Annotated in this window: 12 protein-coding genes; 1 reads left to right on the forward strand and 11 read right to left on the reverse strand. The window is 49.7% G+C overall.

Annotated features, from left to right (window positions below; all coding sequences use genetic code 11):
• Positions 1-11: 11 nt before the first annotated feature.
• Positions 12-1,184, reverse strand: a complete 1,173-nt coding sequence (locus GN208_RS15670) for an aminotransferase class I/II-fold pyridoxal phosphate-dependent enzyme (RefSeq protein ID WP_004904085.1) — start codon at positions 1,182-1,184, stop codon at positions 12-14.
• Between the two features lie 184 nt (positions 1,185-1,368).
• On the opposite strand from GN208_RS15670, the gene GN208_RS15675 reads away from it, so the two are divergent.
• On the forward strand, positions 1,369-2,172 hold the full coding sequence (locus GN208_RS15675; RefSeq protein ID WP_004904083.1) for a MerR family transcriptional regulator: 804 nt from the start codon (positions 1,369-1,371) through the stop codon (positions 2,170-2,172).
• Between the two features lie 68 nt (positions 2,173-2,240).
• Here the strand turns inward: GN208_RS15675 and GN208_RS15680 are convergent, their stop codons facing one another.
• From GN208_RS15680 to GN208_RS15725, 10 genes are all read right to left on the reverse strand, one after another.
• The gene (locus GN208_RS15680) at positions 2,241-3,554 is read right to left on the reverse strand and encodes a polysaccharide deacetylase family protein (RefSeq protein ID WP_004904081.1); all 1,314 of its coding nucleotides are present in this window, start codon (positions 3,552-3,554) and stop codon (positions 2,241-2,243) included.
• An 85-nt stretch (positions 3,555-3,639) separates the two neighbouring features.
• Positions 3,640-7,866 carry a DNA-directed RNA polymerase subunit beta' gene (gene rpoC, locus GN208_RS15685; protein ID WP_004242303.1) on the reverse strand — a complete coding sequence of 1,409 codons (4,227 nt, stop codon included), beginning with the start codon at positions 7,864-7,866 and terminating at the stop codon, positions 3,640-3,642.
• A gap of 108 nt (positions 7,867-7,974) precedes the next feature.
• Positions 7,975-12,003 carry a DNA-directed RNA polymerase subunit beta gene (gene rpoB / locus GN208_RS15690; protein ID WP_004242304.1) on the reverse strand — a complete coding sequence of 1,343 codons (4,029 nt, stop codon included), beginning with the start codon at positions 12,001-12,003 and terminating at the stop codon, positions 7,975-7,977.
• Between the two features lie 348 nt (positions 12,004-12,351).
• Positions 12,352-12,717, reverse strand: coding sequence for a 50S ribosomal protein L7/L12 (rplL, locus tag GN208_RS15695; RefSeq protein ID WP_004242306.1), 366 nt, complete (start codon positions 12,715-12,717; stop codon positions 12,352-12,354).
• 66 nt (positions 12,718-12,783) lie between these two features.
• Positions 12,784-13,281: a 50S ribosomal protein L10 gene (gene rplJ / locus GN208_RS15700; RefSeq protein WP_004242307.1), complete on the reverse strand. Its 498-nt coding sequence runs from the start codon at positions 13,279-13,281 to the stop codon at positions 12,784-12,786.
• Positions 13,282-13,601: 320 nt separating this feature from the next.
• Entirely contained in the window at positions 13,602-14,303 is a 702-nt protein-coding gene (gene rplA / locus GN208_RS15705; RefSeq protein ID WP_004238485.1) for a 50S ribosomal protein L1, read from the reverse strand.
• Positions 14,304-14,306: 3 nt separating this feature from the next.
• Positions 14,307-14,735, reverse strand: coding sequence for a 50S ribosomal protein L11 (gene rplK, locus GN208_RS15710; RefSeq protein WP_004238484.1), 429 nt, complete (start codon positions 14,733-14,735; stop codon positions 14,307-14,309).
• 148 nt (positions 14,736-14,883) lie between these two features.
• Positions 14,884-15,429 (reverse strand): transcription termination/antitermination protein NusG, encoded by a 546-nt coding sequence (nusG, locus tag GN208_RS15715; protein ID WP_004238483.1) that lies wholly within the window; start codon positions 15,427-15,429, stop codon positions 14,884-14,886.
• A 10-nt stretch (positions 15,430-15,439) separates the two neighbouring features.
• Positions 15,440-15,817: a preprotein translocase subunit SecE gene (gene secE / locus GN208_RS15720; protein WP_004238482.1), complete on the reverse strand. Its 378-nt coding sequence runs from the start codon at positions 15,815-15,817 to the stop codon at positions 15,440-15,442.
• 274 nt (positions 15,818-16,091) lie between these two features.
• A partial coding sequence (locus tag GN208_RS15725; protein ID WP_087769802.1) for an elongation factor Tu occupies positions 16,092-16,199 on the reverse strand: 108 nt, incomplete at its 5' end.

Here is a 16,199-nt window from a genome sequence, read left to right on the forward strand (position 1 = left end):
GAGTATCCGGTTTAATTAAACACATCAAGTGCCTGAGTAATATCAGCAATTAAATCTTCGGCAGCTTCGCATCCGGCAGAAATACGGATAAGCCCCTCATGCATACCGAAATCAATCAGTTGCTGCGGTGTAAATTCAGTGCGGAATGCGGTTGCCGGATGCGCCAGAGAGGTGCGGAACCCGCCCAGCGTGCCCAGATAGGTAATAAGATTTAAACGGCGGATAAAAGCATCGACTTTTGTCTGGTCATCAGCGACACGGAAACTGAGCATCGGGCCGCAGCCCTGCAGAAACAGGGATTTCGCTAAATCATGCTGAGGATGTGACGCCAGGCCCGGATAATTCACCTGAGCCACACGCGGGTCACCGCTGAGTGCTTCTGCAATATGCTGTGCATTTTCCATCTGGCGCGATAACCGCATTTCCATTGTCCGGATGCTGCGCAGACATAGCCAGGCCGTATAAGGATCACTGCATCCTCCCAACAGACGGGCTTTCAGCTCAATTTTCTGCATCAGTACCTGTGAGCAGGTCACCGAACCGGCAGTTAAATCACTGTGGCCGCCGAAAAATTTGGTCAGGCTGTGGATCACGATATCCGCGCCGTGCTGTAAGGGCTTGATGACAAACGGGGTTGAAAAGGTATTATCCACCACCAGCAGGCAACCATTTGCCCGGCTGATACCGGCAATGGCATCGATATCGACCACTTTAATCAGCGGGTTACTGATAATTTCAGTATACAGCATCACCGTTTCCGGCCGGATGGCGGCCTGTACCGACTCCGGTGACAGAAAATCCGCATAGGTTACTGTTACCCCCAGCGGAACCAGAATTAAATCAATCAGTTCAATGGTTTCGCCGTAAATAGCCTCATTCACGACAAGATGGTCACCCTGTCTGAGCAGGCTAAGCAATGTCGCTGAGATTGCTGCCATCCCGGAAGCCATAACTGCAGAGACTTCGCCGTCTTCCATCAGTGAGATCGCGGCAGATAAGCTGTCCCGGTTAGGATTTGCGGTACGGTTATACTGATACTCGCCATTGCCGCTGCTGACAGCAAAATAGTGCTGTGTATCCTGCATGGCATAGGCGGTGGCCGGAAAAATAGCGGGCGCATCCGGATGAATATGACCCGGTAAATTCATTTCCCCTGAATACAATAGCTGTGTGCATTCTTTCATTTTTTATCCTGCTTTTTTAACAATAAATAACAATGCGCACACCCTAAACCTTATAGCTGGAATAAGGTTAAATCCGTAATTCAGGTTATGAGAAGATAATCACAAAATTATTTCCCCGGGAAATAGTATGTTAATTTTAAATCTGATAATTTAAATAAAAGTAATTATTTTACAGGCAGCAATCATGAAGAAATATTTTACTATCGGGGAAACTGCCGCACTATTAGGCGTTTCAACGCAGACACTGCGTTTTTATGATAAAAAATCCATTCTCAAACCCGGTTATACGGATAATGAAAACGGATACCGTTATTATACATTTGAACAATTTCATTATATCGACAGAATTAAATATCTTCAGAAGATGAATATGAATCTGAGTGATATTAAAACCATTATGGAAAGTGGTGATAAAAATAAATTAACCGAATATTTAATTCAGGAAAAATCCCGCAAATTACAGCAGATGGCAGAATTAAAAAAAACCATTGAAACACTGGACTGGTATCTGGATTACTTTACCTTCACTGATAATAAACCGCGCAACGGAGCTTTTTATACTACCGAATTACCGGAACGCTGGTGTCTGTTTGTTCCCTGTTATCCGGCAGATCGCCCGATTTCAAAAATGGAACTGCGGCTGGCTGAAATGAAAGCCAGACCGGAAAATCAGTCCCTCGATTATCTGCGGCAGTATGCCTATGTGCTGGATTATCAAAACATTATTGAGCAAACCTTCTACCCGTCGAAATACCTGATTTACCTGAAAGAGAAACCAGATTTTGATTCTCCGAACCTGGTGTGTTTACCGGCCGGGTTTTATCTTTGCTGTATCTGTCATTATCTCAGTGAGAATATCGACGCTGAAATGGTGAAACGTTATTTCCACGGCAAAGAAAAACCACGGATGGTTATTGCCAATGAGTTTGAAGATAACCTGGTCAGTTATGAATCCGCCCCTTATGAACTGCAATTTCTGATTTCATAATGTACACACAAAAAAAACGGCCTGATAATCGTTATTATCAGGCCGTGAGTTGTTATATAAAAACGGGATTATCTGTCGACAACAATATCCTTATTCACCACTTCCGGACCACTGTTGCCAATCATGGTGGCAAATTTCTCAATCGGGTCGGTACGCAGTGCATACAGACGTTTCAGCGCATACGGATTATCACCGAGGCGGACTTTCCCCTGAATGGTGGTGACGGCCATCGTCATACCGGCCTGCTGTGCTGCATCCATCGCATCCTGATTATATGCCCCGAAAGGATATGCCAGATAATGCTGTTCAGGGTTCAGTTTCGCCAGCACGCGCTGTGAGCGCTGGTAATCCAGCAGGATCGTGTGCTCCTTGCGGCTGAAAATAATCGGGTTTTTGCGGTTATCCAGCCGATGTAAGAAATGCGTATGTGACTGAATATCAAACACATCCCGTGACTGCATCAGCTCCGGCCAGCACATAAACTGCAAGCCGTCCGGTGCCCATTTCTGCGGTTTTGATTTCACCCGCGAGGAAATTACAAACAGTGTGGCTTTCTGATCATTCTGCTTCAGGATCGGATAAGCATAGCGGTAAACCGATTTCAGGCCATCGTCGAACGTCAGCGCCACTACTTTGCCCGGCAGGTTATTTTCCTTCGCCAGATAACCGGCCACGTCATCAAGGGAGATCGTCCGGTAACCGGACTGCTTCAGATAATCCATCTGCGCCTTAAAGGCTTCAACGGATGTGGTGGTCGAGGTATGGCGGAAGTTCCTGTTTTCACTGTCTTTCAGGATATGGTGATACGTCAGGATCGGAATCCCTTTGTCCAGTTCCACATCTGACAGGCGGATGTACGCCAGTCTGTCCGCCAGGCGGATAGTCAGCCAGACAATTTTTTCACCTTCCCGGTTTTCCCTGACCATTTTGGCCAGCACCGGATAACGCAGATCACCAAACAGGGTGGCAACAGGGGATTTAGATTCATCCGGCGAGCCAAACACATTGGTGTTGCTGATGGTTATCAGATAATCATAAATCGGATTATTGAGTTCATTCAGTGTATCCAGCGGCGGCACGACTTTAGGTTTTTTATCTGACAGCTGTTCGCTGCCGATAAAACCGCGATCATTACCAAACTGTAATTCACGGAATTCGCCCTTCATCGGATAAATATAAAAACCGTGTGACGGGTTCAGTTCCGCAACCCCCTGCATCACACCGGCCACCGGAGCAAAAATCACCTGCGGTTCTTTTACCTGAATCAAAACCGGCGGTTCATCTTTCAGTAACCATTCCTGAGAATCAGAAGGCACTTCCGCCGCCCGGCTGACACCGGCGACAGAAAATAAAATCATAAAAATAAACAATACGTTGCGCATAATATGCCCGTTTACCTGCTGTACTGCACAAAAAAGCCCTCCTTAAAAAAGGAGGGCTGTTCAGTCAGTTACATTGCTGTATCACTTACTCTTTGCTGCCACCGAAGCCGGCGTTCAGAAGCTCAGCTAAGTTAGCTGTTGCTTCATCAGCGCTGACCTGCTGTGGTGCTGCCTCGGCAGTTTCTGCCAGGTGACGGCGGCGGATACGATCCTGGTGGTACGCGAAACCGGTACCGGCCGGGATCAGGCGACCCACAATGACGTTCTCTTTCAGACCGCGCAGTTCGTCGCGTTTACCCGCAACGGCCGCTTCGGTCAGAACGCGTGTGGTCTCCTGGAACGATGCCGCAGAGATAAAGGACTCTGTTGCCAGAGACGCTTTGGTGATACCCAGCAGATCACGTTCAAAGGTTGCAGGGATTTTGCCTTCCTGCTCCAGCAGACGGTTTGCCACTTTCACGCGTGCATATTCAACCTGCTCACCTTCGAGGAACTCAGAGCTTCCCGCAGAGGTGATGGTGACTTTACGCAGCATCTGACGAACGATAACTTCGATGTGTTTATCGTTAATCTTAACGCCCTGTAAGCGGTAAACTTCCTGGACTTCGTTCGCGATATAACGTGCAACGGCATTCACGCCGCGCAGACGCAGGATATCGTGCGGTGATTCCGGACCATCAGATACGACGTCACCACGTTCAACCATTTCACCTTCGAACACGTTGAGCTGACGCCATTTCGGAATCATCTCTTCGTAAGGATCGCTGCCGTCGATTGGTGTGATCACCAGACGACGCTTACCTTTGGTCTCTTTACCGAACGAGATGATACCGCTGATTTCAGCCAGGATCGCAGGCTCTTTCGGACGACGCGCTTCGAACAGATCCGCAACGCGCGGCAGACCACCGGTAATATCCTTGGTACCGACAGATTCCTGCGGGATACGTGCCAGCGTGTCACCGGCGGTGATTGCCACGCCGTCATCCAGCTGAACAATCGCTTTACCCGGTAAGAAGTACGCGGCAGGCATATCAGTGTTCGGGATCAGAACATCGTTACCCTGTGCATCGACAATTTTCAGTGCCGGACGCATTTCTTTCGCACTGGTGGTACGTTCTGCAGAATCCAGAACAACCAGTGAGGACAGACCGGTTAATTCATCAGTCTGACGGGTAATGGTCTGGCCGTCGTGCATGTCGGTAAAGCGGATGATACCGGACACTTCACTGACAACCGGCATGGTATGCGGATCCCAGTTAGCGACAGTTTCACCGCCGTTGACGGCTTCACCGTCACCTTTGGAGAGCTGGGCACCGTAAGGTACTTTGTAGCTCTCTTTGGTACGGCCGAATTCGTCGATCAGACGCAGCTCTGTGTTACGGGACGTGATAACCAGTTTGCCCGCAGAGTTCATGATGAACTTCGCGTTGAACAGTTTCAGTGTACCCTTGTTACGGACCTGAATGCTGGATTCCGCAGCAGCACGGGATGCCGCACCACCGATGTGGAACGTACGCATCGTCAGCTGTGTACCCGGTTCACCGATTGACTGTGCCGCGATAACACCCACCGCCTCACCGGCGTTGATGATGTGACCACGCGCCAGGTCACGGCCGTAGCATTTCGCACACACACCGAAGTCAGTTTCGCAACTAACCACAGAGCGGACTTTCACGCTGTCGACTGAGTTTTCTTCTAACAGGTCACACTGTTTTTCGTGCAGCAGGGTGTTACGCGGGATAAGAATATCCGCAGTACCCGGCTTCAGAATATCTTCAGCAGCCACACGGCCTAATACGCGGTCGCGCAGAGGTTCTTTAACATCACCACCCTCGATAACCGGGGTCATGACGATACCTTCGTGCGTACCACAGTCATCTTCAGTGATGACGAGGTCTTGCGCCACGTCAACCAGACGACGGGTCAGGTAACCGGAGTTTGCTGTTTTCAGTGCGGTATCCGCCAGACCTTTACGTGCACCGTGGGTTGAGATGAAGTACTGGAGTACGTCAAGACCTTCACGGAAGTTCGCGGTGATTGGCGTTTCGATGATGGAACCATCCGGTTTCGCCATCAGACCACGCATACCGGCCAGCTGACGAATCTGTGCAGCAGAACCACGCGCACCGGAGTCGGCCATCATAAAGATACTGTTGAAAGAAACCTGCTGTTCTTCTTCGCCGTCGCGGTTAACCACGGTTTCAACAGACAGGTTTTCCATCATCGCCTTGGCAACACGTTCGTTGGCCGCGGCCCAGATATCGATAACTTTGTTATAACGTTCGCCGGCGGTAACCAGACCAGACTGGAACTGCTCCTGGATTTCTGCCACTTCCGCTTCGGCTTCCGCGATGATCCCGGCTTTTTTCTCCGGAATAACCATGTCATCGATACCAACGGATGCACCTGAACGGGCAGCGTAGGCAAAACCGGTGTACATGATCTGGTCAGCAAAGATAACGGTCGGCTTCAGACCCAGAATACGGTAACAGGTGTTCAGCATTTTGGAGATTGCTTTTTTACCCAGCGGCTGGTTAACCAGTGAGTAAGGCAGACCACGCGGAACGATACGCCATAAGATGGCACGGCCGACAGTGGTATCAATCATGCTGGTACGCTTGGTGATATTACCTTCGCCGTCTTTCACTTCTTCAGTGATACGGACTTTCACACGGGCATGCAGAGACGCATGACCGGCGCGGTATACACGCTCAGCTTCAGTTGAACCGTTCAGTACCATGCCTTCGCCTTTGGCGTTAACACAGTCACGGGTCATGTAGTACAGGCCCAGAACAACGTCCTGAGAAGGTACGATAATCGGATCGCCGCTTGCCGGTGACAGGATGTTGTTGGTGGACATCATCAGGGCACGGGCTTCGAGCTGAGCTTCCAGGGTCAGAGGAACGTGAACCGCCATCTGGTCACCATCGAAGTCGGCGTTATATGCCGCACAAACGAGCGGGTGCAGCTGGATAGCTTTACCTTCGATAAGGATTGGTTCAAACGCCTGAATACCCAGACGGTGAAGTGTCGGTGCACGGTTCAGGAGAACCGGGTGCTCACGGATAACTTCATCCAGGATATCCCATACGACCGCTTCTTCGCGCTCAACCATTTTCTTGGCTGCTTTAATGGTGGTTGCGAGACCACGCAGTTCCAGCTTGCCGTAGATGAACGGTTTGAACAGTTCCAGTGCCATTTTCTTAGGCAGACCGCACTGATGCAGACGCAGGTATGGACCTACGGTGATTACAGAACGACCGGAATAGTCAACACGCTTACCGAGCAGGTTCTGACGGAAACGACCCTGTTTACCTTTGATCATGTCTGCCAGAGATTTCAGCGGACGCTTGTTAGAGCCGGTAATTGCACGACCACGACGGCCGTTATCCAGCAGCGCATCCACGGCTTCCTGCAGCATACGTTTTTCGTTACGTACGATGATGTCAGGTGCAGCCAGATCCAGCAGGCGTTTCAGACGGTTGTTACGGTTGATCACACGACGGTACAGATCGTTCAGATCTGAAGTCGCAAAGCGACCGCCGTCGAGCGGAACTAACGGACGCAGATCCGGTGGTAATACCGGCAGCACTGTCAGGATCATCCACTCAGGTTTGTTACCGGACTGAATGAAGGCTTCCAGCAGCTTGATGCGCTTGGTCAGTTTCTTACGTTTGGTTTCTGAATTGGTTTCATTCAGTTCTTCGCGCAGGTTTTCGACTTCCTGTTCCAGATCCATTGCTTTCAGCAATGCCTGGATGGCTTCCGCACCCATTTTCGCGTCGAATTCATCACCGAACTCTTCCAGAGCGTCGAGATACTGTTCTTCTGTCAGAATCTGGCTGCGCTCAAGGCTGGTCATCCCGCCTTCAACAACAACATAAGATTCAAAGTACAGAACACGTTCGATATCACGCAGCGGCATATCCAGCAGCAGGCCGATACGGGACGGCAGTGATTTCAGGAACCAGATGTGTGCGGTCGGTGATGCCAGTTCGATGTGACCCATGCGCTCACGGCGCACTTTAGTCTGAGTCACTTCAACACCACACTTCTCACAAATCACACCACGGTGTTTCAGACGTTTGTACTTACCGCACAAACATTCGTAATCTTTTACCGGCCCGAAGATACGCGCACAGAAAAGCCCGTCACGCTCAGGTTTGAACGTACGGTAGTTAATGGTTTCCGGCTTTTTCACTTCACCAAATGACCATGAACGAATCATGTCAGGTGAGGCCAGACCAATTTTGATCGCATCAAACTCTTCGGTCTTGGTTTGCGCTTTCAGAAACTTTAATAAGTCTTTCACGAAATGGCTCCTGTCGGAGTTAGACCTGTGAGACAAACGGTCGTCTGTTTGTCCCTTAAACCAGATTTACTGGTGCTGCCCGTGTACCACGGGCAGCCACAACGGTAATTACTCGTCTTCCAGCTCGATATTGATACCGAGGGAACGGATTTCTTTCAGCAATACGTTGAAAGATTCCGGCATTCCCGGCTCCATCTGATGACTGCCGTCGACGATGTTTTTATACATCTTCGTACGACCGTTAACGTCATCCGATTTCACAGTCAGCATCTCCTGGAGGGTGTAAGCGGCACCGTATGCTTCCAGTGCCCACACTTCCATCTCCCCGAAGCGCTGACCACCGAACTGTGCCTTACCACCCAGCGGCTGCTGGGTAACCAGGCTGTAAGAACCGGTAGAACGCGCATGCATCTTGTCATCAACCAGGTGGTTCAGTTTCAGCATGTACATATAGCCGACGGTAACCTGACGCTCGAACTGCTCGCCGGTACGACCATCAAACAGTGTGATCTGACCGGAAGTCGGTAAGCCACCCAGGGTCAGTAATGCTTTGATTTCCTGCTCTTTTGCACCATCGAATACTGGTGTTGCTGTCGGCATACCTTTTTTCAGGTTGTCCGCCAGACGCAGAACTTCTTCATCACTGAAGGTGTTCAGATCCACTTTCTGACGCGGGTCGTTACCCAGGTCATAGGCTTTCTGGATGAATTCACGTAATTTCGCGACTTCCTGCTGCTCTTTGATCATCTGGTTGATTTTGTCACCGATGCCTTTCGCAGCCATACCCAGGTGGGTTTCCAGAATCTGACCGATGTTCATACGCGATGGTACGCCCAGCGGGTTCAGTACGATGTCAACAGGGTTACCTTTTTCATCGTATGGCATATCTTCGATAGGGTTAATTTTTGAGATAACCCCTTTGTTACCGTGACGACCCGCCATTTTATCACCAGGCTGGATCTGACGTTTAACAGCCAGATACACTTTAACGATTTTCAGCACGCCCGGTGCCAGATCATCGCCCTGGGTGATTTTGCGGCGTTTCGCTTCCAGTTTCTTGGCGAACTCAGATTTCAGTTCGTCATACTGTTCTGCCAGCTGTTCTAACTGATTCTGTTTCTCTTCATCAGTCAGAGCCAGTTCTAACCAGCGCTCGCGCGGCAGTTTGTCCAGTTTGTCAGCTTCCATACCGCCGTTGATCAGAACGGAACGGATACGGCTGAACAGACCGGCTTCCAGAATCTGGAGCTCTTCGGTCAGGTCTTTCTTCGCATCACGCAGCTGCATCTCTTCGATTTCGAGAGCACGCTTGTCTTTTTCCACGCCATCGCGGGTAAAGACCTGGACGTCGATAACAGTACCGGAAACACCATTCGGTACGCGCAGAGATGAATCTTTCACGTCTGACGCTTTTTCACCGAAGATAGCACGCAGCAGTTTCTCTTCCGGGGTTAACTGTGTTTCACCTTTCGGTGTCACTTTACCGACCAGAATGTCGCCGCCTTTCACTTCCGCACCGATATACACGATACCGGATTCATCCAGTTTGGAGAGAGCCGCTTCACCCACGTTAGGGATGTCCGCAGTGATCTCTTCAGGCCCCAGTTTGGTGTCACGGGACACACAAGCCAGTTCCTGGATGTGGATAGTGGTGAAACGGTCTTCCTGAACAACACGCTCGGACACGAGGATGGAGTCTTCGAAGTTGTAACCGTTCCATGGCATAAATGCCACACGCATGTTCTGACCCAGTGCCAGTTCGCCGAGGTCAGTTGACGGACCATCAGCCAGCACGTCACCACGCTCAACCGGCTCACCCAGCGATACGCAAGGAGTCTGGTTGATACAGGTGTTCTGGTTAGAACGGGTATATTTGGTCAGGCTGTAGATGTCGATGCCCGCTTCGCCGGCATACATTTCATCTTCATTTACCTTGATAACGATACGTGATGCGTCAACGTACTGAACAGTACCGCCGCGTTTGGCTACGGCTGTAACACCGGAGTCAACGGCTACCGCACGTTCCATACCGGTACCAACCAGTGGCTTGTCAGCGCGCAGAGTCGGAACCGCCTGACGTTGCATGTTCGCACCCATCAATGCACGGTTGGCGTCATCGTGTTCCAGGAACGGGATCAGGGATGCACCGACAGAAACCACCTGCTGGGTGGAAACGTCCATGTACTGAACCTGATCACGGCTGAATAAGCTGGATTCACCTTTGTTACGGCAGGTGATCAGTTCATCAACGAAGTGGCCGTCGTCATCTAATACGGTGTTTGCCTGTGCAATGATGAAGTTACCTTCTTCGATTGCAGACAGATAATGAATTTCATCAGTAACAACATCGTCACGCACTAAACGGTACGGGGTTTCCAGGAAACCATATTCGTTAGTCTGTGCATAAACAGATAAGGAGTTGATCAGACCGATGTTCGGACCTTCAGGGGTCTCGATAGGACATACGCGACCGTAGTGAGTCGGGTGAACGTCTCGGACTTCGAAGCCGGCACGTTCACGGGTCAGACCACCCGGGCCTAATGCTGAGATACGGCGTTTGTGCGTAATTTCTGACAGCGGGTTGTTCTGGTCCATAAACTGGGACAGCTGGCTGGAACCAAAGAACTCTTTAACCGCAGCAGAAATCGGCTTGGCGTTGATCATATCCTGAGGCATCAGGTTATCCAAATCACCCAGAGACAGACGCTCTTTCACTGCACGCTCAACACGGACCAGACCCACACGGAACTGGTTCTCTGCCATTTCACCGACAGAACGGATACGACGGTTACCTAAGTGGTCGATATCGTCCACTTCACCGCGGCCGTTACGGATGTCGATCAGTTTCTTCATGACATCAGTAATGTCCTGCTGGCTCAGGATCCCGGTACCGTCAGAGTCATCACGACCCAGTGAACGGTTGAACTTCATGCGGCCGACCGCAGACAGATCATAACGATCTTCAGAGAAGAACAGGTTCTCGAACAGGTTTTCAGCAGCTTCGCGGGTTGGCGGCTCACCAGGACGCATCATGCGGTAGATTTCTACCAGTGCGCTTAAACGATCGTTGGTCGGATCCACACGCAGGGTTTCTGACATGTAGGCGCCGTGATCCAGGTCGTTGGTGAACAGGGTTTCAATGGTTTTGTGACCGGACTGACTCAGACGCGCCAGCAGATCCAGTGACATTTCCATGTTCGCCGCACAGATTAATTCGCCGGTCGCTTCATCGATGTAATCACGCGCAACCACTTTGCCTGCGATATATTCAACAGGAACTTCAATCTGGCTGACTTCGTCTTTTTCCAGCTGGCGGATATGACGGGCAGTGATACGACGGCCTTTCTCAATATAAACTTTACCGTTCGCTTCGATATCGAAGGACGCAGTTTCACCACGCAGACGCTCAGGAATGAGGGTCATGGTCAGTTTATTATTGCGGATTTCAAAGGTGGTTTTTTCGAAGAACAGGTTCAGAATGTCTTCGGTGCTGAAATTCATCGCACGCAGAATGATCGAAGCCGGTAATTTACGGCGGCGGTCAATACGGACAAATAAGTTGTCTTTCGGATCGAACTCGAAATCCAGCCATGAACCACGGTAAGGAATGATACGTGCGTTATACAGCACTTTACCGGAAGAGTGTGTTTTACCTTTGTCACTGTCAAAGAACACGCCCGGGCTGCGGTGTAACTGAGAAACGATAACACGCTCAGTACCGTTGATAACGAACGTTCCGTTTTCGGTCATGAGCGGAATCTCGCCCATGTAAACTTCCTGTTCTTTAATATCTTTAACTGTGCCTTCCGGTGCTTCACGCTCGTAAACAACCAGACGCAGTTTTACGCGCAGTGGTGCGGAAAAGGTTACGCCGCGGATCTGACATTCTTTAACGTCAAATACCGGCTCACCCAGACGGAAGCTGACATATTGCAGTTCAGCATTGCCACTGTAGCTCTGAATCGGGAAAACGGAACGGAACGCGGCTTCTAGGCCGTTCTGACCGTCCGGATCGAGTTCAATGAATTTCTGGAATGAATCCAGCTGGATAGAAAGGAGATAAGGTACATCCAGCACTTGCGGACGTTTACCAAAATCCTTACGAATACGTTTCTTCTCGGTATAGGAGTAAACCATAGGGTTCCTCAGCTCGCTTGATCAGTGACCCGGCCTGCCCGTATCGGACGGACAGTCGCTACAACTATCTAATTTGGACAGAAAATTGAACATTTTCTGTTAATACCCATTGCTATTACTCTTAAATCATTTCATTGCGCTGCTGACTACCGAGCTACCCGAGCGAATCGCAGTCATAAACACAGTATATTAAGTCGTCAATAGCAAAAAGTATTCGGAGAGTTTGCGGGTGTCAGATAACACAACTGTTACCCCGGAAACACACGCATGCGCATTAGCGCAAAAAGGCTGGTGACCAATAAGTCACCAGCCATCAGCCATTTTCAGGCTGCTACTGCAAAAAGTGGCTTATTTAACTTCAACTTCCGCGCCAGCTTCTTCCAGAGATTTTTTCAGAGTTTCAGCTTCATCTTTGCTCACACCTTCTTTCAGTGCAGCAGGTGCGCTTTCAACTAAATCTTTAGCTTCTTTCAGGCCCAGACCAGTTGCGCCGCGAACAGCTTTGATTACTGCAACTTTGTTAGCGCCTGCAGCTTTCAGAATAACGTCGAACTCAGTTTTCTCTTCAGCAGCTTCAGCAGGACCCGCAGCAACTGCTACAGCAGCAGCAGCAGAAACGCCGAATTTTTCTTCCATCATGGTGATCAGTTCAACAACGTCCATTACAGACATTTCAGCAACTGCGTCCAGGATTTGTTCTTTAGTGATAGACATACGATATGTTCCTAAAATTCAGAATAAGTTTATACGTTAAAAAGCAACGAAGAAAAGAAAGGGCAATTAAGCTGCTTCTTTCTGATCGCGTAACGCTGCCAGAGTGCGAACCAGTTTGCCTGCAGAGGCTTCTTTCATGGTTGCCATCAGGCGCGCGATTGCTTCTTCGTAAGTCGGGAGTGTTGCTAAGCGATCGATATCTTTCGCTGCAATTAACTCACCTTCAAAGGCTGCGGCTTTAATCTCGAATGCAGGGTTCGCTTTCGCGAATTCTTTGAACAGACGAGCAGCAGCGCCCGGATGTTCATGAGAAAATGCAATCAAGGTAGGACCGACGAATACGTCTTTCAGGCACTCAGAAGAGGTACCTTCAACAGCACGACGCAGCAGGGTGTTACGTACTACACGTACAGTAACGCCAGCTTCACGACATGCTTTACGCAGACCGGTCATTTTATCTACAGTCACACCACGGGAATCCGCGACAACTGCAGACAGCGCACCTTTGGCAACTTCGCTGACTTCAGCAACAATCGCTTGTTTGTCTTGAAGATTTAATGCCATTAGCTTCTTGCTCCTGGTTTAGCCGGGTAATACAACCCCGGAACTCACTTCACTCAGCACCGGAAGGTGGAGAGCGCTAAAACACGGTGAGCAGAATACTCGAATAAAATTCTTGTGGCTCTGTCACCGTCTACGCAGGAAAATTAAGTAATCACTTACACCTGCGGTCTTGGACGGGGCCCGGAAAAGGCCGGACTCCAACCGAAATTCTGGCTGTGCCTGATTGTGTGATAATTTCACTAAATCAAATACAGCAAACATTGGGCGTCAGATTCTACAGAAACCTGACCCCAATGTAAAGCGCTTACTATCCGCAGATATTAAGCAGCAGCAGTCAGACCAGACTGGTCGATTGCAACACCCGCACCCATGGTGGTAGACAGGCTGATTTTCTTGATGTACACGCCTTTCGCTGAAGATGGTTTTGCTTTTTTCAGCGCAACCAGCAGAGCTTCCAGGTTTTCTTTCAGTTTATCAGTGTCGAAATCTACTTTACCGATAGTGGTGTGGATGATCCCGTTTTTGTCGTTACGGTAACGAACCTGACCCGCTTTAGCGTTGTTCACAGCTTCAGCAACGTTAGGCGTTACAGTACCCACTTTCGGGTTTGGCATCAGGCCGCGCGGGCCTAAGATCTGACCTAATTGGCCAACAACGCGCATTGCATCCGGAGATGCGATAACAACGTCGAAGTCCATTTCGCCGGCTTTGATTTTGTCAGCCAGGTCTTCCATACCAACCAGTTCTGCGCCTGCAGCTTTAGCAGCTTCAGCGTTAGCGCCCTGTGCGAACACAGCTACGCGGACAGAACGACCGGTACCGTTTGGCAGTACAGTTGCACCGCGAACGTTTTGGTCAGATTTACGTGCATCGATACCCAGGTTAACGGCAACGTCAACGCTTTCAACGAATTTAGCAGTCGCTAATTCTTTCAGCAGGGCTACGGCTTCATTGATGTCGTACAGTTTGGTAGCATCAACTTTTTCACGGATATTGCGCATGCGCTTGGTCAGTTTAGCCATCGATTAACCCTCCACTACCAGGCCCATGGAACGAGCAGTACCTTCGATAGAACGCATCATAGCTTCTACATCGGCACCAGTCATATCCGCTGCTTTAGTCTCAGCAATCTCACGAACCTGAGCAGAAGTAATTTTACCTACTTTCTCTTTGTTCGGTTTGCCGGAACCAGATTTCAGACCTGCAGCTTTCTTCAGTAAAACTGCCGCTGGCGGAGTTTTAGTGATGAAAGTGAAAGAACGGTCAGCATAAACGGTGATAACAACCGGGATTGGTAAACCTTTTTCCATGCTGTCTGTTTTGGCGTTAAACGCTTTACAGAATTCCATGATGTTCACACCCTGCTGACCCAGTGCAGGACCAACCGGTGGACTTGGGTTTGCCATACCAGCTGCAACCTGCAGTTTGATATAGGCTTGTACTTTCTTAGCCATTTAAAAAATCCTCAATGTGGGTAATAGCGCCGGTTATCCCGGCTCCCCTATGAATACAGGCCCGCGTGAAAACGCGAACCCCTGAAAAACAAAAGGCGCGAAATTGTAGATAAATTTCCCGCCCTTTGCAAGCCCGGAAAAAAAACCGTTACGGTTTTTCGACCTGACTGAAATCCAGTTCGACCGGTGTTGCACGACCAAAAATAGAGACTGATACCTTCAGGCGGCTCTTCTCGTAGTCGACTTCTTCAACAACACCGTTAAAGTCTGCAAACGGACCATCGGAAACACGGACCATTTCGCCCGGCTCGAACAGCGTTTTCGGACGCGGCTTATCACCTACCTGCTGCAGGCGGTTCATAATCGCATCAACTTCTTTATCGCTGATCGGTGCAGGACGATCGGATGTTCCGCCGATGAATCCCATTACACGCGGTACGTTACGCACCAGATGCCAGGATGCATCGTTCATCGCCATCTGAACCAGGACATAGCCCGGGAAGAATTTGCGCTCACTTTTGCGGCGCTGACCGCTGCGGATCTCGACGACTTCTTCCGTTGGCACCATGACTTCGCCAAATGAATCTTCCATCCCGTTGATTTTGATATGTTCACGCAGAGACTGCGCAACCCGGCTCTCGAATCCGGAGAAAGCCTGGATGACATACCAACGTTTTTTAGGAGAATCCGACATCTTTAGAACCTCAGAAGGATGTTATATAGGAAACAAGACGGACAAGGATACCATCAAGGCCCCATAACACTAACGACATAACCGCTGTGACTGCCGCAACGATCAGTGTTGTATGCAGTGTTTCCTGACGTGTAGGCCAGATCACTTTACGCATTTCAACCCGTGCTTCGCGGGCAAAAGTCAGTGTCGCTTTGCCTTTCGTTGTCCACAGTGCAATACCACCGGCTAATGCGATGACGACAACAACTGCCAGCGCACGCAGCGCGAGATTAAATTCGCGGAAGTAGTAGTTACCGCCGATAGCAGCGATCAGCAGAACTGCGACCACTAACCATTTGGCAATGTCAGCACCACGGCCGTTTTGTTGAGCTTCGCTATTCGCACTCATAAACCAACCTGTAACCATGAAATAAAAAAGTCAGCCGGACTGCCTCGCTGTTGCAAAACAAATCAGACCAAAATTAGGGACAGATGCAATTGTATCTGACTTGGCGTCATAATCCAGCATGAGTTTCGTATTCTTCGAGATACTCACCATTCGTTGCGTGAGAGCCTATCTCACCAGTAGTTGATGATCAACTAGTGATGAGATAGGTTCTTCATAAAACAACGCAGAAAAAGGGCATCAAATGATGCCCTTTTTAGGATTATTACATCCGTAATTAACCCATCACTTTCGCTACAACACCCGCGCCAACGGTACGGCCGCCTTCACGGATTGCGAAACGCAGACCATCGTCCATTGCGATTGGGTGGATCAGGGTGACGAT

Source organism: Morganella sp. HSTU-ASny43, from assembly GCF_022819185.1.
Lineage (GTDB): Bacteria > Pseudomonadota > Gammaproteobacteria > Enterobacterales > Enterobacteriaceae > Morganella > Morganella morganii.

Excerpts from the sequence above, each read along its gene's own strand:
- GN208_RS15670 (WP_004904085.1), bottom strand. The coding sequence starts at position 1,184 with ATGAAAGAATGCACACAGCTATTGTATTCAGGGGAAATGAATTTACCG.
- GN208_RS15675 (WP_004904083.1), top strand. The coding sequence starts at position 1,369 with ATGAAGAAATATTTTACTATCGGGGAAACTGCCGCACTATTAGGCGTT.
- GN208_RS15680 (WP_004904081.1), bottom strand. The coding sequence starts at position 3,554 with ATGCGCAACGTATTGTTTATTTTTATGATTTTATTTTCTGTCGCCGGT.
- rpoB (WP_004242304.1), bottom strand. The coding sequence starts at position 12,003 with ATGGTTTACTCCTATACCGAGAAGAAACGTATTCGTAAGGATTTTGGT.
- rplL (WP_004242306.1), bottom strand. The coding sequence starts at position 12,717 with ATGTCTATCACTAAAGAACAAATCCTGGACGCAGTTGCTGAAATGTCT.
- rplJ (WP_004242307.1), bottom strand. The coding sequence starts at position 13,281 with ATGGCATTAAATCTTCAAGACAAACAAGCGATTGTTGCTGAAGTCAGC.
- rplA (WP_004238485.1), bottom strand. The coding sequence starts at position 14,303 with ATGGCTAAACTGACCAAGCGCATGCGCAATATCCGTGAAAAAGTTGAT.
- rplK (WP_004238484.1), bottom strand. The coding sequence starts at position 14,735 with ATGGCTAAGAAAGTACAAGCCTATATCAAACTGCAGGTTGCAGCTGGT.
- nusG (WP_004238483.1), bottom strand. The coding sequence starts at position 15,429 with ATGTCGGATTCTCCTAAAAAACGTTGGTATGTCATCCAGGCTTTCTCC.
- secE (WP_004238482.1), bottom strand. The coding sequence starts at position 15,817 with ATGAGTGCGAATAGCGAAGCTCAACAAAACGGCCGTGGTGCTGACATT.